A 25,052-nucleotide genomic window follows, 5' to 3' on the forward strand; every position below is an offset into this window, starting at 1 on the left:
AGACAATGGCATATTCAGATAAAGTAATCGATCACTACACTAACCCCCGCAATGTGGGCACTTTGGATAAAAGCAGCCACAAAGTAGGTACCGGTTTAGTTGGTGCACCTGAGTGCGGCGACGTAATGCGCCTGCAGATCCAGGTTGATGATAACAATGTTATCACCGATGCAAAATTTAAAACTTTCGGTTGCGGTTCGGCAATCGCTTCTTCATCATTAGCTACTGAGTGGCTTAAAGGTAAAAGCATTGATGACGCTATGAAAATCGATAACATGGATATCGTTGAAGAGCTTGCCCTTCCACCGGTAAAAATCCACTGCTCGGTGTTAGCTGAAGACGCTATCAAAGCAGCGATCAATGATTTCCGCGTAAAAAACGGCTTAGCGCCAATTGAAAGCGAAAAAGTACACCACTAAAAAAGACTTTAAGATGCAGGAGTCAAGAAAACAAGACTTTTTCCTGTATCTTAAATTTTAATTAGTGTGATACGTAAGAGAAGGCTGAAAAATCCTGGCTCTTGATTCTAACAATCTTGATTCTTTTTAAAATGGTAACTGTAACTGATAAAGCAAAAAGCAAAATAGAACACCTGATGCAGGATGCAGGGCTTGATGCCTCGTATTTTCTGCGTGTATCTGTTCAGGGCGGTGGTTGCTCGGGCTTATCATACAATCTTGATTTTGATAACGAAGAGAAAAAAGGCGATCAGTTTTTTGAAGACCAGGGCATCCGCATGGCGCTTGATATGAAATCATTCCTGTACCTCGCCGGTACCGAACTTGATTTTTCTGACGGTCTTAACGGTAAAGGCTTCAATTTTCACAACCCTAACGCCAGCCGTACCTGCGGTTGCGGCGAAAGTTTTTCGGTATAAAAATTAACCTTAAAATATAAAAAGAGGCGCGATGAGCGCCTCTTTTTGTTTTACTAAAGCTGCAAAGCTGCCGCGGGCTTCCAGCCCGTGTTTTAACATGAGCCAGCTTTCAGCTGAATTCACTAAAACATATCCTCTACTTTAACATCATCGGGTACAACCTGTTCCACACTCCAGTGTTCTGCAATTTTACCCTTAGCCACCCTGAATATCTCATAAAACACAAACGTTTTGCCGCTCCTGTTAAACTGCGATTGGGTTACCACGAAATCCCCTTCAGCAATGAGCCTATGAATTTTAACAGATCGATCAGGCTCAGCAAGATAATCAGCCAATCCCAAACCTGATGCAATTACAGAAGCAGCATGCTCAATGTAAGCAGCATCAATAAACAGATTATCAGATTGTTTATTTACAACCGATTTATAAAACTGCTCAACAACAGATCTGCTACTTTCTGTGGAGGCATTATGATCAATTTCAGTTATTCCATTAGTAGCAGTGACTGTTTTCCCGCTTTCATCGGGCAAAGGCTGGATAGCATCCCAGTGCTCTGTTAACATACCGTCCTTTAACTTAAAAAGGTCGATCACAGCCATCCGCTTCCCCATAAATGAAACATCAAGATGGGTAACTACTAAGTCGCCATCCTGTATCGCTCTTACAATTGGCGACTTTGCATCTTCGGGCGGTGGTGGTAAAGTTTTCAGATAATTGACCATTTCTGTTATGCCTGCCCTCCCCTGCTTAACGGTAGGGTTATGTTGTTTATAATCTTCGGCTATAAATTCTGGGATCAGCTCAGCTTTACGTTGCCCCACTATTTGTTTATAAAAGGACAGCACTTTTTGTTTATTGGTTATGGTATCCATACAGGTATGAGATTTTGCATCCAGGGCAATGCACGTAAAAATGCAGCAAATGCCCAAAGTAAATACTTGAGTAATTTTCATTACCGTTAAATAAAATTGATTTGAAATTTTTAGACAATACTAAACACTACCGCAAAAAGCAGCGCGTTACCAAACCTGTATCAACAGGCCGGGGCCTTAGGCGACCCTTGTTTTATATGTAGAGATAGTAATTATGCAGTGAAGATAGGGAAAGTTTGGAAAATAAAATAATGTCATTGCGAGCGCAGCTTGGCAATCGCATGCTATATAGGGTGGCTATACTTCCGTGCGATTGCTTCGTTCCTCGCAATGACATGTAGTTTGTTTTTATCAAAACACCTTGATCACCTGTCCTGTAATGGCCCCAAGTACGCTTTTAACGTAAGCGTTGGCTACCTTATCCATAGCAACGGGCTCGTGGCCGGGGAAGTATTCAAAGTAACCAGGTGAATCCTCAACAACACCCGGACTTACCGCGTTGATCCGCACACCATTTTGTAATTCAATGGCCGCACTTATTACAAAGGAATTTAGCCCACCGTTAATGGTACCCAAATTCACGCCGTTTACAACCGGATCTTCCGATAGGATACCTGAGGTAAGCGTAAATGAGCCCTTATGATTAATATAATGCTGGCCTATCAGTACAAGATTTATCTGCCCAAGTAGCTTGCTTTCAATTCCTTTTTTGAAATCGGCAGGGGTTGTACTCGCCAGTGGGCCAAAATGCCCCGATCCTGTAGTACTCACCAACGCATCAAACGGGCCAACCTTTTCATAAAATCTTTCAATTGATTCGGGTGAAGTAATATCCAATTGAAAATCACCACTTTTTGAGCCTGCAGTAATAATCTCGTTTTTGCCTTGCAATGCTTCGGTAACTTTTTTGCCAATAGTGCCCGAAGCACCGATAATAATTATCTTCATAGTATATGTTTTTATCCAAGTTAGTAAGCTTAACGTAAATCAGCATCATCACAAAGTAAAACACGTTCAGTTGTCAAATACCCGTATCAATGCTTGTTTTTATAAAAATAGATTTAGATTTGTTCCAATATCCGATTATATAAATGAGTAAAAATACCGAGCTTTCAACTGTTCCAAGTTTCATTCGCAATACCGTTGCCAAAATTCATCCTTTAGATCATACTTTCCTGCTCCATAAAGTTAAAGATACCTGGGTAGAAATCAGCTACGGTGAAGCCTTAGAAAAAATAGACGCGATTTCGGCCTGGTTCCTGCACATCGGTATCAGGAAGGGCGACAGGCTCTCGCTCATCATTGAAAATGGCCCCAATTACGTTTATTATGATCAGGCCCTGCAACAGATTGGTGCTGTTAACACCTCTATATACCCCACCCTCACCGAAAACGAGATAGAATATATCCTAAATGATTCGGGGGCTCGTACTATCATCTGTGGCAACCCTTTCCTGTTCAGGAAAGTTTTAAAAGTGGCAAACAACTGTCCGGAATTAATCCGCCTGATCCCGGCGTTTGATGATTTTGAAAAATTCAGCGATAAGGTAAGCTTAAATGCAGGCGTAATTGGTTTTGACCAGGTAATTGCCGAAGGCAGCAAATTGCTGGAGCAATATCGCCATGCCATTAATGCCGCACGTGAAGCTATCTTAACAACTGATACTTCATGCCTCATTTATACTTCGGGGACTACAGGGGTACCTAAAGGCGTGGTACTAACTCACCATAACCTCACGCAAAACGCTATCAATAGTTTAATTCAGATTCCGTTTGTTGAAAAAACTGATAGATTTTTATCATTCCTGCCGCTATCGCATGTATTTGAGCGCACCATTTACCATATAGCTATTTACCGGGGATCACAAATAGCTTTCGCCCAAAGTTTGGAGCTGCTGGCCAAAAACATGGGCGAGGTTAAACCTACTATACTTTGCTGCGTGCCGCGGTTACTGGAACGTATCCACGACAAAGCGATCAAAAGCGGCACATCGACAGGCGGCTTTAAAACTAAGATCTTTCTTTGGGCATTTGAGATCGGTAAAAAAGTACGCCTGGTACAGGAGGCCGGTAAGTCACCGGGCGTAATCCTGAAGGCACAACACGGCATTGCCGAGAAACTGGTATTCAGCAAGATCAAGGAAAAAACCGGCGGACGGCTGAAATTCATGGTTTCAGGAGGTGGAGCATTGCCTAAAAACATCGGTGAATTTTTTGGCGACCTGGGCATTGTAATCTTAGAAGGTTTTGGCTTAACCGAAACATCCCCCGTAATGGCGGTTACAGAGCGCCATAGGGTAATTTATGGCACCGTTGGTCGTATTATTCCCGGTATTGAAGTGGCTATCCAGAATGTGGATACCAAACATATCTACAGCATCCAAACTCATGATAACTTTAAAGAAGATACCCTTACCGAAGAAGGCGAGATCATTGTTCGCGGGCATTGCGTAATGAAAGGCTACTGGAACAAGCCCGAAGAAACCGCCACCGTTATTGATTCGCACGGCTGGTTCCATACCGGCGATATCGGCAGGTTTTTCCGCGGTAACCTTCAAATTACTGACCGTCTCAAAAATATGCTGGTGAATGCCTATGGTAAAAATATCTACCCTACTCCGGTAGAGAACACCTACCTCAAAAGCCCTAAAATTGAACAGGTGTTTTTAGTGGGCGATAAACGCGAATACATTGCCGCCATTATTGTGCCGGCACGCGAGACCCTGCAGGAAACTTTCAACCTTCAAAATGATTTCTTTGAACGTTCTGAAGTATTCATTGATGATAAAGAAATAATTGACTGGATAGGCGCCGACATCAGGAAATACAGCAATGAGCTGGCTAAGTTTGAACGCATCAAATCATTCAAGATAAAACGTAACCCTTTCAGCATGGATGATGGCGAAATCACCCCTACGATGAAAGCCAAACGTAAGGTCATCGAAAAAAAATACGCCGCCGATATTGACGAACTGTATGTTGGGGAGACGGAGGAAGATTAGTTTTTGGGGATTACACCGATTAATTTTTGATTTCACCGATTTGAAAATCTGATTAGATTATTTTTGATTAATAACTTAAATGCCGTAGACTCAAATCTGCGGCATTTTTGTATCTATCAATCCGAAACTCATCAAACAATCGGTGTAATCTCAAAAAAAACAATCGGTGTAATCCCCAAAAAATACTAAATTTGTTAGCATGAAGCGATCAGGCAGTGCTGACTTACCTTTACATTATGGCTATGTACCGCAATGGCTTGCCGAGCGCATGGCTAAACTTGGCCTTGCTGTGGTGGAAACCATTGTGATGGACTATGGCAAAGATGAAGTGCTTCGCCGGCTAAGCGATCCTTTCTGGTTTCAGAGTTTGGGAGCTGTTATGGGGATGGACTGGCATTCCTCGGGCATAACCACTTCTGTAATGGGAGCTTTAAAAAGGTCAATCAACCCGCATAGCCGCGAATTGGGCATTTATATCTGCGGCGGTAAAGGAAAACATTCTACTCAAACACCTGCCGAACTGGTCAAGGTTGGCCAAACCACCGGACTTGATGCAAATTACCTGGTAAAATGCAGCAAGCTGAGCGCCAAAGTTGATAATACCGCCATACAAGATGGCTTCCAGCTTTACACGCATAATTTTATTTTAAGCGATACCGGCAAATGGGCCGTGGTGCAGCAAGGCATGAGCGATGTAAGCCGTACGGCCCGCAGATACCACTGGCATTCCGAACAGTTAAGCTCATTTGTTAACGACCCGCACACTTTTATCTATGGTAAAAACAGCGGCTATATCCTTAACATGACAGATAAGGGAGCGGATGGTTCGCGCAATGGTGTTATGCAGATTGCCGCCGAAAACCCGGGCATCATGCTCAACGAGATCAGTAAACTGGTGATGCCCAGCCATCATGAAGTACATGCCAAAGATGTCGACCTAAAACGCCTTGGTGCCGTACTTTGGCTGGCACACGAAAAACAACCCAAAGATTTTGAAGAACTGCTATTGCTGCAAGGCTTAGGGCCCCGCACCTTACAGTCGCTGGCCCTGGTAAGTGAAGTGATCCATGGCACACCATCCCGGTTTAAAGACCCGGCGAGGTTTTCTTTTGCACATGGCGGCAAAGATGGCGCCCCATTCCCGGTGCCTACCAAAGTTTATGACGAAACCTTAAGCACCCTGCAAACGGCTATTCAAAAAGCAAAAATGGGCAACAGCGATAAAAATGAAGCTATCAAACGCCTTTCCCAAATAGCCGAAAGGGCTGAAAAAGATTTCACGCCCAATGCCAACTTTGATAAAGTTATTGAAAAGGAACGCAACGACTCGTGGAAATATGGGGGCCGTACCGTTTTTGGCAAAGCCAAACCACCTGTCGAGCAGCAATTAAAGTTATTTTAATGTACTGCTAATCAGCTTTGCAGTATCTAAATGAGCTTGTAAACCAGGTAACATTTTATTTGCAAAATCGGCAAGGCTTGTATTTCTCCGGTCTTTTCCTGCTGTTTTGTATAAAGCTATTTGTTCAGTATGATCGTTTATAACCAATTGGATATAGGCCTTGTCAAACGCGCTGGCGCGTTTTGTATCCAAATCATTAATAATTTGATGATGCATAGGGCTAATAACAACCGAATCGGCAATAAAATTATCGGTCCTTAATTTTTTAAAATCATCTGCCAGCATGGTATGGTCATCAATCATGAGCTTGGCAAACTGAATAACGCGCTGATTTTTTGAATTGGCGATTGCCAAACCAGATGCTTTTACAGAGGCGAGAGTTGATTCTTCCCCGCTTTTAATAAACAATAAACCGTTATCATCAACCAGGGCCTTGTTATAATTATTGGCATGCCGATTACTTTGGCATGATTGTGCCATCACTAAAGCGAACAGGAATAATAAAAAGCTGGTTAATCGGCTCATGTTGATAGTTTAGTGTTTCAATATAACAAAAAAAAGTCGCTGTGGTTTTTTATCCTTATTCCATCTAAATTCAGCATCTAACCATCGTTTAAAACAGCTTGTTCGCAGGTATTAAAATTAATATTTTACAGCCGATGGCGGCCTCAAAAAGAAACGGATTGTCAGTTTAAACATACACATGGCTTATAAAAAACACACTTGTATTTATAGTTAATCTTTTTTATATTTAAATTAATTCGCTTAACAGCTGCGGTTATAAAAATGTTAAAATGCAACTATTTTAGCCCATGAATATAATCAGCTCAGCATTAGGGAATTGAATTTTATAACCCTTAACAATCCTGACAAAATAGAAGCCGCTTTGTAAATATTTAACTACAAACCAACAAGGGGCATCAATGTTGAGGCAATTTAAAATGAACTACTAAACAAAACCTTTACACTATGGCCAGCACCGAAAAAATCACCTGTTATTGCTTTAATAAAGATTGCGCAAACTCCATATATAACGATGCCACCTGCTTATCAATACAAGTACCACTTGAGGTTGCGTTATCACGTACCTTGAATTGTATTGAATGCGGTACTGAACTTTTGTCTCCGTTACTTATCGAAATCAAAAAAGATATCCTCAATCTTATTAAAGACGATCAGCACCGTTCGGTCGCTATCATTGACGATGACATTATTTTTCATGAAACGGTTAAAATCATATTGAAAGATAATTGGTTAAATGCAAGTTTTTATATGGATCCGGAACCTGTTTACAAAGCATTATATAACAACCGGGATAAACATGCAGAAATACCCAACATTATTTTTCTTGACCTCGATATGCCGGTAATGGATGGGTGGGAATTTTTAAAGTTATTCAATAACATTTACAGCTCATTAGTAAAACCTGTTTCGGTTTATATTATTTCAAACTCTGTTGACCCTGCCGATCAGAAACGGGCTAAAGCATATCCCTTTGTCAAAAGCTTTATTTCAAAACCATTAACAAGGCATTTTTTGGGTAAGATAAACGAAGAGCTTTCAAGGAATACAATTGCTCTTGAAACAAAACCGGCACCTAACTGGCAGCAATAATTTGTTAATCAGGATATGAAAAAGGGGACATTCAAGTCCTCTTTTGTGTTTTATGTGATTATACAAAAGCCAGGCTTAAGCTTTACCTTTGCAAAATGGACTATTTTAAAAAACTGCTCAGCTTATTGCAAACTGAGCAGGACGAAGACCGCCAGGCTTACCTCAAACTAACTGAAACATCTTCAGCTGCCGAACGCCGGGCAGCAGGGCTTACATGGTACCCCATAGCCATAAAAGGCACGGAAATAGGACGCGGCGATTACCTTACGGTTGAGGTGGAACGGCCTTCTCACCAAGACCTTAGTCACCAGTTCAGGTTCGGCGCTTCAGCTGCATTGTTCTCCAACCATGATCCTAAAACCGATCGTGTAAACGGCACGGTATCATACCAAGGCGGTAACCGCCTAAAATTAACTTTGAACACCGACGAGCTGCCCGACTGGACCAGGAGCGGCAAACTCGGCATCGACCTGCTGTTTGATGATAACAGTTATGACGAGATGCAGAAGGCGCTCAAACTATCTGCCAGGCTTGTTGATGATCATAAAGAAGGCCATCTCACCCGGGTGTTAACCGGGCAAAGTACGCCGGCTTTTATCCCCGAAACAATTCATTACCCGCTTAATGGTTTAAACGCTTCACAACAGCAGGCTGTTCAAAAAATAATTGAGGCACGGGAGCTTGCAATAGTTCACGGCCCTCCGGGCACCGGTAAAACAACCACGCTTGTACAGGCTATCAAGGCACTTATCAGGCAAAACAAACAACAGATCCTTGTTGTAGCGCCAAGTAATACAGCGGTTGATTTGCTAAGCGAAAAGTTAAGTAATGAAGGTTTAAATGTACTCCGCATTGGCAATCCGGCAAGGGTATCTGAAAAGTTAATGGCTTTAACTTTAGATAGCAGGATAAGTGCCCATAGCGATATGAAGGAGATTAAAAAGCTTAAAAAGCAGGCTTCAGAGTACAAGAACATGGCGCACAAATACAAGCGCAATTTTGGCAAAGCCGAACGTGATCAGCGCAAAGCACTTTTTGATGCAGCTCACCAGCTCATTAAAGAAGTGGATAAAACCGAACAATTTATTACGGAGGACCTGATTGGTAAAGCGCAGATAATTACGGCAACCCTTGTAGGCGCTAACCATTATACCATCCGCAATTTAAAATTCCATACGGTAGTTATCGACGAAGCCGGTCAGGCGCTTGAGCCCGCCTGCTGGATCCCGATATCGAAGGCGCAAAAAGTGATCTTTGCCGGCGATCATTTGCAGCTCCCGCCTACCATCAAATCGCAACAGGCAAGTAAGGATGGCCTTAGCACTACCCTGCTTGAGAAATGCATTGTCCTCCACCCCGAATCCGCGATATTGCTCGAAGAACAATACCGTATGAATGAAGCCATTATGGGATTTTCATCCAAAGAGTTTTATGACAACAGGTTAAAGGCGCACTCCACCGTTGCCCATCAGCTGTTAATTCCCGGCGATTTGCCTGTAAGCTTTGTCGATACCGCGGGCTGTGGTTACGATGAAAAACAGGAAGGCACCAGCACGGCGAATCCTGAAGAGGCTGCATTCCTGTTTAAACATCTGCATAAGCTGGTTGGTGAGCTTAAGGAACATTATCCGTCGGAAAACTTCCCAACCGTTGCAGTTATATCTCCTTACAAGGAACAGATCAGGATTTTAAACCAATTGTTATTGGATTCGACAGAGTTGATGGTTTACGCAGATAAAATTGCCGTGAACACGATTGATAGTTTCCAGGGGCAGGAACGCGACGTGGTTTACATCAGCCTCACACGCAGCAATACCAACGGAGAGATAGGCTTCCTGAACGATATCCGCCGCATGAACGTGGCCATGACCCGCGCCCGCAAAAAACTGGTAATGATCGGCGACAGCTCAACACTTGCGTATGCTCCCTTTTATGGAGATATGATCAGTTATACGGAACAGCTAAACGGCTATCAAAGCGCATGGGATTACGCAGGCTACGATTAAACGTCAATTGTTTGTTACATAAGCTTTAGCATCATTACAGCATAGGATAATGGTTAAATTTATCCTTTCATCATTATCCACGCCTGTATGAATTTTAAAGCACACTATTTAACAAAACTCATCACGCTCGCAAGCTTTTTTATCTTTTTAGGGCAAACAAACAAAGTATCGGCCCAGGTCACTACCGATGATCCGCATTTGGGCATTATCCCTGCCCCTGCTTCCATTACCAAAAATAGCGGCACGTTTACATTTAGCCAGCTTACAGCAATCAAGGCTGATAATCCGAAAGATAAAGCTGTTTTATGGCTAAAAAGCTATCTGCAGGATACCCGGCGCCTGAATATTAAAATAACTAAATACAATTCAAAGCTTAAAGCCGCAAAAAGCAGGGGGCTGATCTTAACTGCAAAGGGAGCCAATAAATTACCCGCGGAAGGTTATAAACTAACCATCACCCCTCGTAATATCATCATAGTTGGTAAGGATGCAGGCCTGTTTTACGGTATCCAAACCTTACTGCAACTTTTCCCGGTTGAAAACGCAGCCGTTTACAAATTGCCTTGCGCGGTAATTGAAGATTCGCCGCGCTTTGGATACCGGGGAATGATGCTGGATGTATCGCGTCATTTCTTCACCATTCCGCAGGTAAAAAAGGTGATCGAACTTATCGCTTCTTACAAACTCAATACCTTTCACTGGCATTTGGTTGATGGCCAGGGATGGCGTATCGAAATCAAAAAATATCCTAAACTTACGCAGGTGGGTGCATTCCGTCAGCAAACCATGTTTGGCAGCAACCGCGACTGGCTCGATTCGCTTAGCTACGGCGGCTATTATACCCAGGATCAAATTAAAGAGGTAGTAAAATTCGCGGCCGACAGGTATATCAACGTTATCCCCGAAATTGAAATGCCTGCCCATTCCGAAGCTGCCTTACGTGCTTACCCTGAGTTTAAATGTGATACAGTAGTTGGACAAAAAGCCCCGCGCGATATCAATAATTTGTACTGCCCTACCGAACAAACGTTTACCTTTTTACAGGATGTGCTTACAGAAGTGATGGCTTTATTCCCAAGTAAATACATTCACATAGGCGGTGATGAGGCAGGTAAAGAACCATGGAAACAATCGGCATTTTGCCAGGCTTTGATGAAAGAAAAAGGCTTGAAAGATGAAAAAGAACTGCAAAGCTATTTTATCCAAAGGATAGAAAAATTCATCAATTCCAAAGGCCGCAGCATTATAGGCTGGGATGAGATATTAGAAGGCGGCCTCGCCCCTAACGCCACCGTGATGAGCTGGCAGGGCGAGGAAGGCGGCATTAACGCTGCCCATCAAAAACATAATGTGATCATGACACCGCAAACCACCGGTAATTACTTTGATCATTATCAAAGCAGTTCGCCGCAGGAGCCGGTATCATTTGGCCGTTATGCTACTTTAGAAGAAACATACAATTATGATCCGGTTTCAAAGCAGCTTACTCCCGACGAACAGAAATATGTAATAGGCACCCAGGGCAACTTGTGGACAGAGTATGTGCCTACCGTAGCCAAACTTCAATACCAGATCATGCCGAGAGTATTCGCCCTTTCAGAAGTAGCCTGGAGCAAGCCGGAGAACAAGGACTATACAAATTTTTCCGAAGTAAGGCTGGCCAAACACTTTGCAAAGCTTGATGCCATCAATTATAACTACCGTGTTCCCACTGCGCTGACAACAATTGATACCATGGTAGTAGGCCCTCATTTTGTTTACACGCTAAAATCGGTGGTACCCGGCGCTAAGATTTATTATACATTAAACGGCCGTGACCCGTTGGATACCGATTTGCAGTATGAGGGGCCTATCACGTTCTCCATTCCGCAAAACGAAAAACGGGAATTGAGGACAAGGGTAATTACACCATCCGGGCGCAGGAGTATCGCCACCCGCACTTTGATGTACAATAAAGCGCCACTACCTCCGGTAACCTACACGGCCAATAAACAGGGGCTTAAATACAAGTGGACAAAAAATACATTCACCTCACCCGATCAGCTTAGTTATACAGCACCTCAAGATTCGGCTGTCAGCAATAAACTGGATGCTGAAGCTTTGAAAAAAGACAACCCGAATTTTGGTGTAGTTTATGACGGTTACGTGAATATATTGGCCGATGGTACTTATAACTTTACCCTTGCAAATTATGCCGCCAGCCAGTTATTTATTGATGGTGAACAACTAACAGAAGCCGAATATGCGCTGCCACTGGCGAAAGGTTTTCATCAATTAAAGGTAAAGTATATATACAACGCACCGCCTCCCCCAACCGGCAGGTACAGGCAACGTGCAGCACCACTTAAAGTATATGTTACCGCACCCGGAAGTTTTGAAAAGAAGGAGCTTAACGCAGCCGATCTTTATTATTGATACATGGAATTAGGTATAAGCACCTTTGGTGAAATCCATCCCGATGGGACGAGCGGCAACGCCGTAAATGCCCATAAGCGGGTTGAGGAGTTATTGGAAGAAGTAAAGCTGGCCGATGAGGTGGGTTTAGATGTTTATGCCTTCGGCGAACACCATCGGCCCGATTTTGTGATCTCGGCACCCGAAATATTGATATCAGCAGCAGCAGCTATTACCAAAAACATCCGGCTGTCAAGCTCGGTTACCGTATTAAGTTCGGTCGACCCTGTTCGTACATTTCAAAATTTCGCCACTGCCGATCTGGTATCTGGCGGTCGCGTGGAGATGATAGCCGGTCGGGGTTCCTTTATTGAATCTTTCCCGCTTTTTGGTTTCGACCTGGATGATTACGATGCATTATTTACAGAAAAACTCGAAATGTTTTTGCAGATTAACAAGCAGGAAATTGTTTCGTGGCAGGGTAATTTCAGGGCACCAATCAGGAACCAGGGCGTATATCCTCGTCCGCTGCAACAGGAAATTCCGGTTTGGATTGGCGTTGGCGGAACCCCTGCCTCAGCAAAACGGGCAGGAGCACTTAACCTCCCTATGATCATCGCTATTTTGGGCAGCGCGCCAAAACATTTTGTACCCTTTGTTGAGCTTTATCGCGAGTCGGCAGCCAAAGCCGGGCACGATGTAAGCAAGCTCCAATTGGCCATCAGTTCGCAATTTTATATTGCAGGGACCTCGCAACAGGCTGCCGACGAGTTTTATCCAAGCTACGAAGCCCTCATGACCCGTGTTGGCAAAGACAGGGGCTGGTCGCCCATGACAAGGGAACAATTTGAATATCTTCGCGATTTTGGGCCATTGGTAGTAGGCGATCCGCAACAAGCCATCGACAAGATCATGCAACAATATGAGCTTTTCGGTAACACCCGTTTCGTAGCCCAGTTAGTTACGGGCTTTACCAAGCACAAGGATATTTTAAAAGCAATTGAACTTTACGGCACCAGGGTTGCACCTGTTGTACGTAAAGAAACTAAGGCAAAAGTTTAAGCTTTTGCCTTAGTTAAAAACTCTTCAATGATAGTTACCGCCGGGTAGTTCCCATCTTCACGAACCTCACTAATCTCACCTATATAATCGCCATGGCCTGCGGGCAAAATACAAAGTTGGGCATCGGGAAGCATGCGGTATAGCTCAAGCGTATGCTCAGGCCTGATCACGTCTTTATCCCCGGCAATAACTAATGCGGGCATGGTGATAGAACGGATAGCCTCATCACTCCAATCCTGAAAACCCTGCATCCTATGAAGGTCCCGCTTATGCATTATTTCTAAAGCGGCCTGGTCATTGTTTATGGCGAGGAAAGCGTCCTGCAAAGGTTTGGGCATACTGTCAAGGGTTGCGTTCTTCATAAAATCCCAAAACCAGTCATCAAAACCACTGCGTTTATAGAACGAAGAAGCAATCACTATTTTATGAACCAATTGTGGATGCCTGATGGCTACCTGCATGGCGGTATTACCTCCGTTGCTAAAACCCATAATATCGGCCTGTTTTATGTCCAAATGCTTAAGCAAAGCGGCTACGTCATCTGCATCTTGTTCAAATGAGGTAGGTACACCTCTATCGGGCGTACGGCCATGCGCCTGCAGATCAACCCCTATAACCTGGTGATTTTGTGCAAACGCAGATAATATCCTGCCAAAAGTAACGCCGATATCTGAACCGCCGCCATGGATCAATACCAGCGGGAAACCCTCGCCGTGAATTTCATAATACATTTTAAGGCCGTTAACAACGGCATAGTTACCCCCAATATTTGTTTGTGTCATATCCATAGGTTTTTAATTCAATACAAACTTAGCAGTATGAAGATAAGGCACCGGGTATTAAATATGACAATTTGAGGTATAAAAAATGACAGCTCCGAATTATTACTGGACAGCCATAGCGGTAACGGCCTGCAAATACCAGGCGGCATGAGGCAACCATTGTTCTGTCCATCGCCATTCGTTGCCGTTGTCTTTTATTTTAAAATCGATACCGCTGCCGTCGGAATTTTCCTTTTTACCGGTAATTCCGTTAGAAATCCCACCCTTGCCCGATCCATGGCCGAAATTTGAACTCATATAAGGCACATTGTTTTTACCATACTGATACATAAAGCACATTTGGTAAGGGTTACAACCCAGTATCCAGGCTATCTGGTGCGATGCATACTCTGCCAGTTCTCTTTTTATGCCCCAGCCACCTTTTTCGGGATATACTAACCGTCCCCCTACCAATGCCGCCGCAGCCAGCGAACCCAGGCGGGCATTTTCTCCCTGCCACCACCAGCCGGTTTCATTTTCATGCGGGATAAAAAAGCCATCTTTTACCGCACCTCTAAACTTAAAAGATTGGCGGGCATAGCCAAACGGATTATCCACATTAGCGGTTACCTTCAGGTTATAATCCAGTGCTTTTTTTATGGTTGATAACGCACCAGAACGCTCATCAGCTTCTTGCTCCTTATCCAGGTACCTGCATAAAGCGATAACGGGTAAGCCGGCATCAGCTGCGTGCCAGAAAGGCCTGTCGCCATCATCAGCAATAAAATACCCTTCGGGGCTCATTCGCTTGTTCAAATTTAGCGCACGTTTTCGGGCTTCATCACGATAAAGGGAACTATCGGTAGCAATCCACAATTCGGTAGCAGCCATCAGGGCACAATAATCATCAATAATATTTTCCTTGCCATCGTCATCATATCTGGTATTGTTTGCCAGCAAGTGCGCGAAAGCCCGTTTGGCAGCGGCAAGATATTCCGCCGACTTAAAGTCACCGTCTTTTTTCAGTTGCGAGATCCGTGCCAACGATGCAATAGCGATCCCCCCTCCTTCCCGAAAAGCAGCCTGGTACTCATCTGTAGTAACGCTGTTTGCTTTTAGCCCTACAACACGCCTGGCTTTAGGGTCTTTATTAAAATAGCTGAATACGATCATGTAAAAATAATCGTCTTTTGACAGGGCGCGCATCATGTAATCAGCACCCCAGAGTGCTTCGTTCACCATACCGTCATATACGTTTAGCTTATTTAACAAACCCAGCGCGGTTTGCACCGTATTGATCATTGACCAGGTTACCAACGGTATTTGCTGGGGCGACATAAAATTAGCATAAGCTAAGTGCGAAAAGTATTTGCTTACATCGCCCGACGCATCGCACCAGCCGCCACGCAGGTCGACTGTTTTATCGCTGCCATAAAGTTGAACGGCTGCGTCGGCCTGCAGCTCCGTTGGTGTGTTAGCCCGCTGCTTATTATAATAACTCAATACCGATGGGATGGTAGTTACTGCCAATGCGTTTCCCTTAATCTGAAACCAATCAGATTGAGAACTAAAATCTTTGGCACCAATGTAAACTCTGTATTTCCCTTCCGCTGTAAATTCCGAAAAATCGGCCTGGTAAAAATATCCGTCCTTGTCCCATTCCTCAACCTTTAACGGACCATTTAACGGAGCAATATATACAGCATTACCATTTGAGTTTTGCAACGCGAAAAGTATACCCGGCACAAGTTTGGTATCGCAACGCACAACAACAGTTTTTGCTCCCCGGGCATCATACCCCACCTGGTTCATGTAAAAAACAGGATCCGCTTTGCACAGACAGCAAAACAGCGAAAAAAAGGCTGACAGGATAATTTGGCGAACAAATGAATTCATGTAAATGAAGTTTAATGATCAATGCAATTTACAGTATTTATAAACCGACAGTTAGTAACCCTGGCCTAAAAATCGGCAACCATCCCCCTAATTTACCACTACAATTTATCCAACAACTCTTTATAATTTAATTGGGGTATTAAAACAAACTATAACATGCTGCCTGTTTACCCATTTTATTTAGGTAACTTTGAAACTTATAAAAATTGGCCGTTACATTAAGCTGATTTATTGAAAACTATTAATGCCGGGAGGTGTAACAATCTCTTTAACCCGATAACCGAAGCCCTTGTATAAATACTTTACGAGGGCTTTCGCTTTTACAAACACTATTATGGACGAAAGAAATTATTTAAGCACGTGGCAAAAGTACATGCCTGTAATACGCCTGCACTTGAAAAGAAGTCTGCAGGACGAGCAGCAGTTTAAGTTAAATATAACTGATTTTGAAGCGGCCGGCAGCAGGGGAAAATCCGGTTATACCTTTAATATCAATATCGAAAACGGCAAGGTCACCAACAACATCAGCGGATCGGCAGTGGCGCGCGATTTGTACGAACTCCTTAAAGCCGATGAAGCTGTTAAAGCGATTTTAAAGGACAAAAATGTAAAGATAAGCGTTGGCAAATCGTTTGTCCTTAGTATTAAAACTACGCACTTATCTTCATACAGATAATAACATCCGGAAGTAATTTCAAAAGGGAAATAACCTAGAGGTTATTTCCTTTTTTTATGAGATGATTTTTTGCTTTTACCTGAAGAAGAAGATTTTTTTGAAGATGATGACTTCTTAGAGGAAGAATGCTTTGATGAAGAAGAATGTTTTGACGAATGAGAGGTTCTTTTTGAAGACTTTCCATGTCTTCTCCTCGGGCGGTAACCTTCATCTTCTATATTCTGATCTGCCGGTCTCTCCATTTTCCTGATCTTCGGACCAAAATCAATAGCCTCATCATGGAAAAACTTATCAAAAGGATTAAAATAATAGATATTAGCTGCATCGTAGATTTTGATACTTGCTTTTAAACGGTTATTGAAAGCTTCTTCGTCCTTAAGCTCAGGGGCTGTCCATCCAGCTTCGGCCAAACCTGCTATACGCGGAAACAGCATAAAATCAAGGCGCTTTTCAGAGCCGATCATTTCAGTCCAGATATTGGCTTGTACACCTATGATCTGTTTTGATTGCAGGTCTTCGTTATTCTGCATCTGCCTTTCAGGGAAACCATAAACACTGCCCACAGTATTATACACACCTTTCCACCTGCGGCCCGAGATATGGTCAGCATCCTGCACAAAATCAAAATACATAGGCAGGCGCGGACAAAGCACTACCTGGTAGCCTTTTTGAACGGCTAAATGCAGTTGGCCCGGTAAATTTTGTCTCCACCAAAAAATAATGGTTTTATCAGCCGGCAGGTTTGTTCCGGTTGCTTCATCCCAGGCCAATACTTTATTACCTGCATTTATGGCGGTGTCGGCTACGCGCTTAAAGAAATAACGCTCCAGCTCGCCTACATCGGCAAAATTATTTTTCTGCATAAACCCGGCTATTGAAGGGTTAAGCGACCAGGCCTTAACACCCAAGGCCACTTCATCGCCTCCCAAATGGATCATTTTAGAAGGAAAAAGCGTGCTGGTTTCCTTAATGATGTTACCAAGAAACTGGTAGGTACTATCGATTGCAGGATTAAAAGTAAAATTAGGATAGCCTTCAACACTGCCGCCGCTAAACTGCGGATACGCTTTGTTAGCTGCGGTAGCATGGCCGGGCATATCAATTTCGGGGATCACGGTTATAAACCTTTCCGCAGCATAAGCAATGATCTCTTTGATCTGGGTTTGGGTATAATATTGAGGATCGGCTATCGAATCACTGTAATTACCGATACCGCCAATCAGTGTCAGTTTAGGATATTTCTTTATCTCCAAACGCCAGCCCTGGGCATCGGTTAAATGCCAGTGAAACTTATTTAGCTTATAGTAAGCCATCCAGTCAAGGATTTGCTTAACTTTTTCCATCCCGAAAAAATGGCGGGATTCGTCAAGCATTAGCCCCCGCCATTGATAGCGCGGCGTATCGGTAATGGTTAAAGACGCTAAGCTGATGGTTTCGCCCCGGGGCTGGTCTTTGATCATTTGCAGCAAGGAAATCATCCCATAAAACACCCCGTCACGGTTTGACGAAGAAATGGTAATTTCATTGGCAACAATTTTTAAGGAATATGCCCCCGCGGCGGGATCGCCATTGGTTAACAACAAATGAATAACACTACCTGCATCTTTATTATCAACGGCAAGCGTAAAACCTGCCGACTGGCTTACCTGTTTTTGGAAGTAACGGGCTATTGGCAACAACGAAGCATCATTTACACCAACGGTACTGTGATTACTGAATGTAAACTGCCCTGTACCATTAACAACAGACTTGGGCTGCGGGATTATATTGACATTTTGCGCCCGTACGTATCCGGAAAACAAAATAAATACAAGTACGATCTTAAATTTCATTTAAAAACAACTCAAATAGTTTGGGGCTGCTATGATATGAATTTTCTTTGAAAAACCCGGTAATTTGTTTGTAACAAAGTGTTTAACTGCTGCAACCGGGCAGGTTGTTATCCGTAAGGTCATGAAATCACCTGTCAATGCACTCAGGGAGTTGTATAAATTGTTTCACAATTTTTGAGATACGATTGTGAGTTTAGCTATAACAACATGTAAAGCGTTACTAAAATTACCACAGCGCGAAGAACAATCACAAAACGAGCGTTCTGGATAAATTGCAAATTACTAAATTACAGCAATTTACATCAGCACAAGTATTGCATCCTATGAACCAGGCTCGCATCAAAGGAGCGGGAAGGAATATTTCTGGCCTGTTATTCCGCAACAGATATTTCGTGATTGCTTCGGTAGTAATTGTTGTTTTAGCAACTTCAGTTTATTTACTTTTTTCATCCCCTAAATACAAAGTGAGCGTAGAGTTGGATGCTTCCGATGATTGGGAACTATTAACGACAGCAATTAACGAGTTGCGCTCTGAAACCACGATAAAAAAAGCGGTCAATGCATTGGGGCTCCAGGTAAGTTATTATCATAAGGGAACTTTTACAACAAAAGAGATTTATGGCAATTCATTACCCATTAAGCTTATACCCGGAAAGAGCAACTTCTATACTTCTGCTGTTGAAATCACCATCAATTTAATTAATGGCGGCGTTTGCAGGATTGATCAGGATAATGTACTCACAGATGTACCTTTATACCACCCGGTTAAGTACGGATCTCTAAGTTACACCATAATAAAAGGGCCAGCTTTTAAATCAATACAACTACCGCTGATAGTAAAACTCACTCGCTCTGCCGATTTAACTGAACAATTTAGCAAAAGTATGCGTGCGAAAATTTTGAACGATAGCAGTTTTGAATTGAGCATAAACACGGATAATGCTCAAAAGGGGCATGATTTTTTGAATAAACTTGTAGAAATAATTAATGCCCAATATGCTAAACCTGTTTCACCCACTAAACCGGCTGTTATTGATACCACGTTACTTCTTAAATTAAACGATAGCATAGCTTATTATAAAGCGGTGGCAGATAAGTATCACGAACAGCAAGCCATACTGAACAACATTAAAAAGCCCAGACAAATGCCGAAGCGGAGAGCTGTTCCGGTACTGGTGACGGCGAAAACGGCACTGACGGAAAAAGAAAGAGCCGGCCTAAATGCACTTACTGCTGTTAAAGCATACGCCTTGAAACCTAATGACGCTTTTGTTATCATACCGGATAATCATCAGGTTAGCGATTACCGTATCGAAGCACTCATACAAGATTTTAATAAAGCGCAACTCAATAAACAGCGGGTAATGCAGGATTCGGACAATGCTGATGCAAGCGTTTACGCTTTCAAACTCGAACTTAATTCAATAAAAGAAGCACTTGTTAACGGCATAACGGTAAAAGAACAAAAAATCAGAAATGCTCATCAAATTAAAGATGTCCGCCAACTTAAGTACGTTGATCAACCAAAAGATGTTGAGCAACCTCAAGATAGTGTGCAACCAAAAGATGTCGATCACCCAAAAGATTCAAAATCAATAGCATCATTTTTATCGCTGCAATTGAATGATTCTATCGCCCAAATAAAAGCTTTAATTGAAAACAAGCAACAACAGTATAACAGGCTGTTACATGGCTCAGGCGGGCAAGCCCCCGGGCCAAGGCTCATTATAAGTGAAACGTGGCATGCGAAGGAATCAATGCTCTCCAAATCATTATTAGTATATTTTTTTGCTTTACTGACAGGTTTGCTGCTGCCTGTTTTATTGTTGATTATAAATGAATATATAACATCAGCTAAAAAAAGCCGGTGCAATAAAACGCAGGGAAAGGCATATCCCTAACATGGAAAACGGCCGATCAGGATCTCTGATCAGCCGTTTTCCATTTTCACGGGGGGTGGATAACGCTTATTTCCAGCCGCCGCCTAATGAGCGGTAAAGCTCAGCGTTGGCACTAAGTTGAGCCATTTTAATAGATGCTAATTCAAGCTCACCTTGCAATACATTACCTTGCGCAGTAATCACCTCAAGATAGGTAGCAAGCCCGTTTTTAAACAACATGCTCGCATTGCTTGTAGCTTGTTGCAATGTTTTAACACGGTTTGCAGCGATAGTTTGTTGTTCTTTAAGCTTTTGGAGCCTTACCAAAGCGTCAGATACTTCGCCAACCGCATTTAATACAGATTGACGGAATTGGATCACTGTTTTTTCGCGGTCAACTTTGGCAACTTCATATTGGGTACGCAGTTGTTTATGTTGTAACAACGGTTGCGCTATACCACCTGCTACTGTACCAAATAATGAAGCAGGGATGTTAAACCAGTTGCTTGATTTAAATGAGTTTAAACCACCCTGACCGGTTATAGTTAATGAAGGGTAAAGCTGGGCTTTAGCGATACCAACCCTCGCGTTAGCTATATTTAAAGCCAACTCCGAACTGCGTACATCTGGCCTGCGGCTCACCATTGCTGATGGTACACCTGCCGAAAGTGTTTCGGGGAAAGTAATATCATTAAGTTTAGCGCTACGTTCAATAGCGTCAGGTAACCTACCTGCCAATATGCTCAAGCCATTCTCCTGAACATTGATATCGCGTTCAAACTGAGGAACCAATTGCGCGGCAGCTTCTAACTGGGCCTGTGCCTGCTGAACACCTAACAGAGTAACCTGACCGGCATCGTATTGCAATTTGATGATGCGCAATGTACTGTCATTCAGTTTTACGTTTTTCTTAGCTATTTCCAGTTGCTCGTCAAGCATCAGCAAGTTATAGTAACCTTGTGATACACTTGATACGATGTTGGTTTGGATAGCCCTTTTAGCTTCATTAGTTTGCAGGTACAGGGCCAAAGCTTCACGGTTTTGACTGCGGATTTTACCCCAGATATCAGCTTCCCATGACAGCGCCAGGTTAGCATTATAATCTTCGACATGTTTAGTACCAATATTGTATTGTTTGATACTTAAACCGGTAACACTGTTATCAGACGGGCGGTTGGTGCTTGCAGTAACGTTTAAGCCAAGAGTAGGAACATAATTCCACTTAACTTGTTTAAACTGCAATTGTGCAGCCTCGATATTTTTTACGGCCACCTGCATATCGTAATTTTTAACGATAGCACTGTCAATCAGCTTTTGAAGAGCAGCATCGGTAAAAAAGTTTTTCCATTGCAAGTCAGCAATGCTGCTGGTATCGCCGGTGGTAACAGCGTTCCTGAAGGTTTCAGGTTGCGCGTCCTTTGGCGTAGCAACATCTTTTGAAACTTTACAGCCGGCAAGCACCACCAGTGCTAAAGCCAAACTGCCTATTATATTTTTCATTGTTATATCTTTTTTAAACTATCACGGATTTTAACGGCCGTGATAGTTTTAGTTGATGTTTTGATTGATTAAGCTGAATATTCGTTTTCTAAAACTACAGCATCTTTACCATGGTCGCCGGCAGCGGCAAGCGGCTTAGGTTTGCCACTAATGCGTTCCTGCAAGCCCTGGAATATCACGTATAGTACAGGTATAATAAATAAACCTAACAATACGCCTGAAACCATCCCGCCTGCTGCACCAATACTGATAGAGTGGTTACCCTGTGCAGATGGGCCGGTAGCGATACTCATCGGGAATAAACCGAATACGAAGGCCATGGAGGTCATGATGATTGGACGGATACGGAGCTGAGCAGCTTCGATAGCCGACTGAACCAGCCCATGCCCTGCCCTTCGCCGTTGCACCGCGAACTCTACGATCAGGATGGCGTTCTTGGCCAGCAAGCCGATGAGCATGATCAGCGCAACCTGTACATAGATGTTGTTTTCGATACCGGTTAAGCCTAACACAATGAATACCCCGAATAAACCTGTAGGTATTGAAAGTATTACCGCCAATGGCAGGATATAACTTTCATACTGCGCAGACAGCAGGAAGTATACAAACACCAAACACAACAGGAAGATCACAGTCGACTGACCACTTGAAGAAATCTCCTCGCGGGTTTGGCCAGTAAACTCATAGGCAAAACCTTGCGGCAGTTGCTCCTTAGCAGTTTCCTCAATCGCTTTAATGGCATCACCAGAGCTGTAGCCAGGTTTAGGGATAGCATTAATTTCGATAGAGTTGAAGAGGTTATAACGTGAAGCAGTTTCTGAACCATACACACGGGTTAATTTAACCAGGGTATTGATCGGCACATTTTCGCCCGATTTGTTTTTAACAAACACACGGTCAATTGCCGATGGATCTGTCCTGTCTGCAATATCTGCCTGAACAACCACACGGTAGTATTTACCAAAGCGGTTAAAGTCTGATGCCTGTGCGGTACCAAAGTAAGCCTGCATGGTTGACAGGATGTCTTTAACACTTACACCCAACTGGTTGGCTTTTTCGTCATCAACTTCTAATTGTAACTGAGGGTAATCAGCTTTGTATGAAGTAAAGGCGAAAGCAACCGCTGGTTTCTGCATCAGTTTCATGATAAAGTTATTGGCAACACCGCTAAATTTATCCAACCTGCCGTTGGTTTTATCCTGCAGCATTACGTCAAGCGCTTCCACGTTGCTGAAACCAGGAACGGTTGGGAAACTGAACACGAAGAACGTACCACCTGGTATGCCTGCTAATTTGCCCCTAACAATATTCTGGATAGCATCAATATTTTTAACTTCTCCCCTTTCTTCAGTAGGCTTCAACAACAGGAAGATAACACCTGCTGACGGGCTGCTGGATTGTGTTAAGAAGTTAAAACCAGAAAGCGCGGTAACAAATCGTGCTGACGGCAGTGTTTTCAACTGATCCTCAGCCAGTTTAAAGGTTTTGTTAGTTCCTGCTAATGAAGTACCTGATGGTGTATTTACTGCTATCGCCACAAAGCCCTGGTCCTCGGTAGGAATAAAGCCTGTTTTGGTTTTGTTTACCATGTAAACTGTAGCAACAACTACTAAGGCAAGGCCGGCCATACTGATCCATTTATTACGGATCAGAACTTTCAAGCCGCCAACATACCTGTTGGTCATATAATTGAAGCCACCATTGAAGCCCGCGTAAAATTTCTCTACAAAGCTTTTCTTAGGTGCGTCATGACCATTTTCGCTATGTTTATTCTTTAAAAACAAGGCTGCCAGGGCAGGACTTAAGGTTAAAGCGTTAACAGCTGATATAATAATAGATATAGCCATGGTTAAGGCAAACTGGCGATAGAAGATACCTGTTGAGCCCGTCATGAAGCTCACCGGTAAAAACACCGCCGCCATAACCAGCGTAATGGATATAATAGCACCCGTAATTTCGTGCATGGCCTCCGTAGTTGCAGCCTTAGGGGTTAGGCTTGGGTCATGCTCCATTTTGGCATGCACCGCCTCCACTACCACAATGGCGTCATCCACCACAATACCGATGGCCAATACCAATGCGAACAGCGTTAACAAGTTAACTGAGAAACCGAAAAGGTTCATAAAGAAGAACGTACCGATAATAGCAACCGGAACCGCTATCGCCGGGATCAACGTTGACCTGAAATCCTGTAGAAAGACGAATACCACGATAAACACAAGGATGAAGGCCTCAACCAAGGTATGCTCAACCTGGTTGATAGACTCATCAAGGTCGGTTTTAGTACGATAGAATTGGTTGTATTTAATCCCGACAGGGAAATCTTTAGATAATTTCACCATCAGGTTGTCGATAGCGATCTGGATTTCGTTGGCATTTGAACCTGACAATTGGATAATACCGATGATAATACCATCGTGGCCATTCAGGTTACTAACACTATTGTATGAATAAGCACCCAGTTCAACACGTGCTACGTCTTTTAAACGCAATACAGAGCCATCTGCATTAGCACGGATGGCGATGTTCTGGTACTCCTCTGGTTTGGTAAGTTTACCTTTATATTTAATTACATACTCAAATGCTTCGTTACTGCGCTCACCAAATTTACCTGGTGCTGCTTCAAGGTTTTTGTCCTGTATAGCGGCTGTAACCTCGGCAGGAGTAACATTGTAAGCTGCCATTTGGGTAGGATTTAGCCAAACACGCATTGAATAATCCTTAATACCACCAAAGATACTGGCAGAACCTACACCCGGAATACGTTTAATTTCCGGAACGATATTGATCTGTGCGTAGTTGGCCACAAAGGTTTGATCGTATTTTTTAGGATCCTCAGAGTAGATGGCCATAGCACCGATAAAGCTGTTTTGCTGTTTGGTAGTTGTAATACCGTATTGCAAAACCTCGGCTGGTAATTGGCTTGAAGCCTGTGAAACACGGTTTTGAACGTTTACCGCTGCCTGATCGGGGTTAGTACCCTGTTTAAAGTAAACGGTAATACCCAATGTACCGTCATTACTGGCGGTAGAGGTCATATAGGTCATATTTTCCACACCGTTAATCGCTTCTTCTAACGAAGGCGTAACGGAACGTAAAATAGTTTCGGCATTGGCACCCGGATACACAGCCGATACCAATACTGACGGAGGGGCAATATTAGGAAACCGCTCTAAGGGCAGTTTTGTTAAACCAAGCACACCTACTATCACCAGCAATATGGAGATAACAGTTGAGAGTACCGGTCTTTCTATAAATTTCTGAAACATGACTTTAAA

Annotated in this window: 18 protein-coding genes; 10 read left to right on the top strand and 8 right to left on the bottom strand. The window is 43.2% G+C overall.

Going from position 1 to position 25,052, the window contains the following annotated elements:
* The first annotated feature begins 5 nt into the window (after positions 1 to 5).
* Entirely contained in the window at positions 6 to 419 is a 414-nt protein-coding gene (gene iscU / locus BLS28_RS14015; protein ID WP_076378185.1) for a Fe-S cluster assembly scaffold IscU, read from the top strand.
* A gap of 131 nt (positions 420 to 550) precedes the next feature.
* Positions 551 to 877 (top strand): HesB/IscA family protein, encoded by a 327-nt coding sequence (locus BLS28_RS14020; RefSeq protein ID WP_091168048.1) that lies wholly within the window; start codon positions 551 to 553, stop codon positions 875 to 877.
* 122 nt (positions 878 to 999) lie between these two features.
* Here BLS28_RS14020 and BLS28_RS14025 read toward each other — a convergent pair whose 3' ends face one another.
* Both BLS28_RS14025 and BLS28_RS14030 read right to left on the bottom strand, forming a co-directional pair.
* Entirely contained in the window at positions 1,000 to 1,830 is an 831-nt protein-coding gene (locus BLS28_RS14025) for a nuclear transport factor 2 family protein (RefSeq protein WP_091168050.1), read from the bottom strand.
* A gap of 270 nt (positions 1,831 to 2,100) precedes the next feature.
* Complete coding sequence (locus BLS28_RS14030; protein WP_091168053.1) at positions 2,101 to 2,697, bottom strand: short chain dehydrogenase; 597 nt, start codon at positions 2,695 to 2,697, stop codon at positions 2,101 to 2,103.
* A 143-nt stretch (positions 2,698 to 2,840) separates the two neighbouring features.
* Here BLS28_RS14030 and BLS28_RS14035 point away from each other — a divergent pair, with 143 nt between their 5' ends.
* Both BLS28_RS14035 and BLS28_RS14040 read left to right on the top strand, forming a co-directional pair.
* On the top strand, positions 2,841 to 4,751 hold the full coding sequence (locus BLS28_RS14035; protein WP_091168055.1) for an AMP-dependent synthetase/ligase: 1,911 nt from the start codon (positions 2,841 to 2,843) through the stop codon (positions 4,749 to 4,751).
* Between the two features lie 199 nt (positions 4,752 to 4,950).
* Positions 4,951 to 6,153 (top strand): DUF763 domain-containing protein, encoded by a 1,203-nt coding sequence (locus BLS28_RS14040; RefSeq protein WP_091168058.1) that lies wholly within the window; start codon positions 4,951 to 4,953, stop codon positions 6,151 to 6,153.
* Here the strand turns inward: BLS28_RS14040 and BLS28_RS14045 are convergent.
* On the bottom strand, positions 6,145 to 6,678 hold the full coding sequence (locus tag BLS28_RS14045; RefSeq protein WP_091168061.1) for a DUF4142 domain-containing protein: 534 nt from the start codon (positions 6,676 to 6,678) through the stop codon (positions 6,145 to 6,147). The genes BLS28_RS14040 and BLS28_RS14045 overlap by 9 nt on opposite strands.
* Before the next feature lie 444 nt (positions 6,679 to 7,122).
* Here BLS28_RS14045 and BLS28_RS14050 point away from each other — a divergent pair, with 444 nt between their 5' ends.
* The 4 genes from BLS28_RS14050 (at position 7,123) to BLS28_RS14065 (ending at position 13,229) form a co-directional block, all read left to right on the top strand.
* On the top strand, positions 7,123 to 7,767 hold the full coding sequence (locus BLS28_RS14050) for a response regulator (RefSeq protein ID WP_091168066.1): 645 nt from the start codon (positions 7,123 to 7,125) through the stop codon (positions 7,765 to 7,767).
* Between the two features lie 95 nt (positions 7,768 to 7,862).
* Positions 7,863 to 9,773 carry an AAA domain-containing protein gene (locus BLS28_RS14055; RefSeq protein ID WP_091168070.1) on the top strand — a complete coding sequence of 637 codons (1,911 nt, stop codon included), beginning with the start codon at positions 7,863 to 7,865 and terminating at the stop codon, positions 9,771 to 9,773.
* 87 nt (positions 9,774 to 9,860) lie between these two features.
* Positions 9,861 to 12,188 carry a family 20 glycosylhydrolase gene (locus BLS28_RS14060; protein ID WP_176844462.1) on the top strand — a complete coding sequence of 776 codons (2,328 nt, stop codon included), beginning with the start codon at positions 9,861 to 9,863 and terminating at the stop codon, positions 12,186 to 12,188.
* 3 nt (positions 12,189 to 12,191) lie between these two features.
* On the top strand, positions 12,192 to 13,229 hold the full coding sequence (locus tag BLS28_RS14065) for an Atu2307/SP_0267 family LLM class monooxygenase (protein WP_091168073.1): 1,038 nt from the start codon (positions 12,192 to 12,194) through the stop codon (positions 13,227 to 13,229).
* On the opposite strand, the gene BLS28_RS14070 is transcribed toward BLS28_RS14065, so the two are convergent.
* Positions 13,226 to 14,011: an alpha/beta fold hydrolase gene (locus BLS28_RS14070; RefSeq protein ID WP_256337420.1), complete on the bottom strand. Its 786-nt coding sequence runs from the start codon at positions 14,009 to 14,011 to the stop codon at positions 13,226 to 13,228. The two genes, BLS28_RS14065 and BLS28_RS14070, sit on opposite strands and share 4 nt — an antisense overlap.
* A gap of 102 nt (positions 14,012 to 14,113) precedes the next feature.
* Positions 14,114 to 15,886 carry a glycoside hydrolase family 9 protein gene (locus BLS28_RS14075; protein ID WP_091168079.1) on the bottom strand — a complete coding sequence of 591 codons (1,773 nt, stop codon included), beginning with the start codon at positions 15,884 to 15,886 and terminating at the stop codon, positions 14,114 to 14,116.
* Positions 15,887 to 16,220: 334 nt separating this feature from the next.
* Between BLS28_RS14075 and BLS28_RS14080 the strand changes: the two genes are divergently transcribed.
* A complete protein-coding gene (locus BLS28_RS14080) occupies positions 16,221 to 16,562 on the top strand; it encodes a hypothetical protein (protein WP_091168082.1) in 342 nt (113 codons plus the stop codon).
* Positions 16,563 to 16,603: 41 nt separating this feature from the next.
* Here the strand turns inward: BLS28_RS14080 and BLS28_RS14085 are convergent, their stop codons facing one another.
* Positions 16,604 to 18,394, bottom strand: coding sequence for a beta-N-acetylhexosaminidase (locus BLS28_RS14085; RefSeq protein WP_091168086.1), 1,791 nt, complete (start codon positions 18,392 to 18,394; stop codon positions 16,604 to 16,606).
* A gap of 323 nt (positions 18,395 to 18,717) precedes the next feature.
* On the opposite strand from BLS28_RS14085, the gene BLS28_RS14090 reads away from it, so the two are divergent.
* Positions 18,718 to 20,295, top strand: coding sequence for a hypothetical protein (locus BLS28_RS14090; protein ID WP_091168089.1), 1,578 nt, complete (start codon positions 18,718 to 18,720; stop codon positions 20,293 to 20,295).
* Positions 20,296 to 20,361: 66 nt separating this feature from the next.
* Here the strand turns inward: BLS28_RS14090 and BLS28_RS14095 are convergent, their stop codons facing one another.
* Positions 20,362 to 21,774, bottom strand: coding sequence for an efflux transporter outer membrane subunit (locus BLS28_RS14095; RefSeq protein ID WP_091168093.1), 1,413 nt, complete (start codon positions 21,772 to 21,774; stop codon positions 20,362 to 20,364).
* A 68-nt stretch (positions 21,775 to 21,842) separates the two neighbouring features.
* Positions 21,843 to 25,043: an efflux RND transporter permease subunit gene (locus BLS28_RS14100; protein WP_091168095.1), complete on the bottom strand. Its 3,201-nt coding sequence runs from the start codon at positions 25,041 to 25,043 to the stop codon at positions 21,843 to 21,845.
* Positions 25,044 to 25,052 lie beyond the last annotated feature (9 nt).

Source organism: Mucilaginibacter gossypii (genome assembly GCF_900100945.1).
Taxonomy (GTDB): domain Bacteria; phylum Bacteroidota; class Bacteroidia; order Sphingobacteriales; family Sphingobacteriaceae; genus Mucilaginibacter; species Mucilaginibacter gossypii.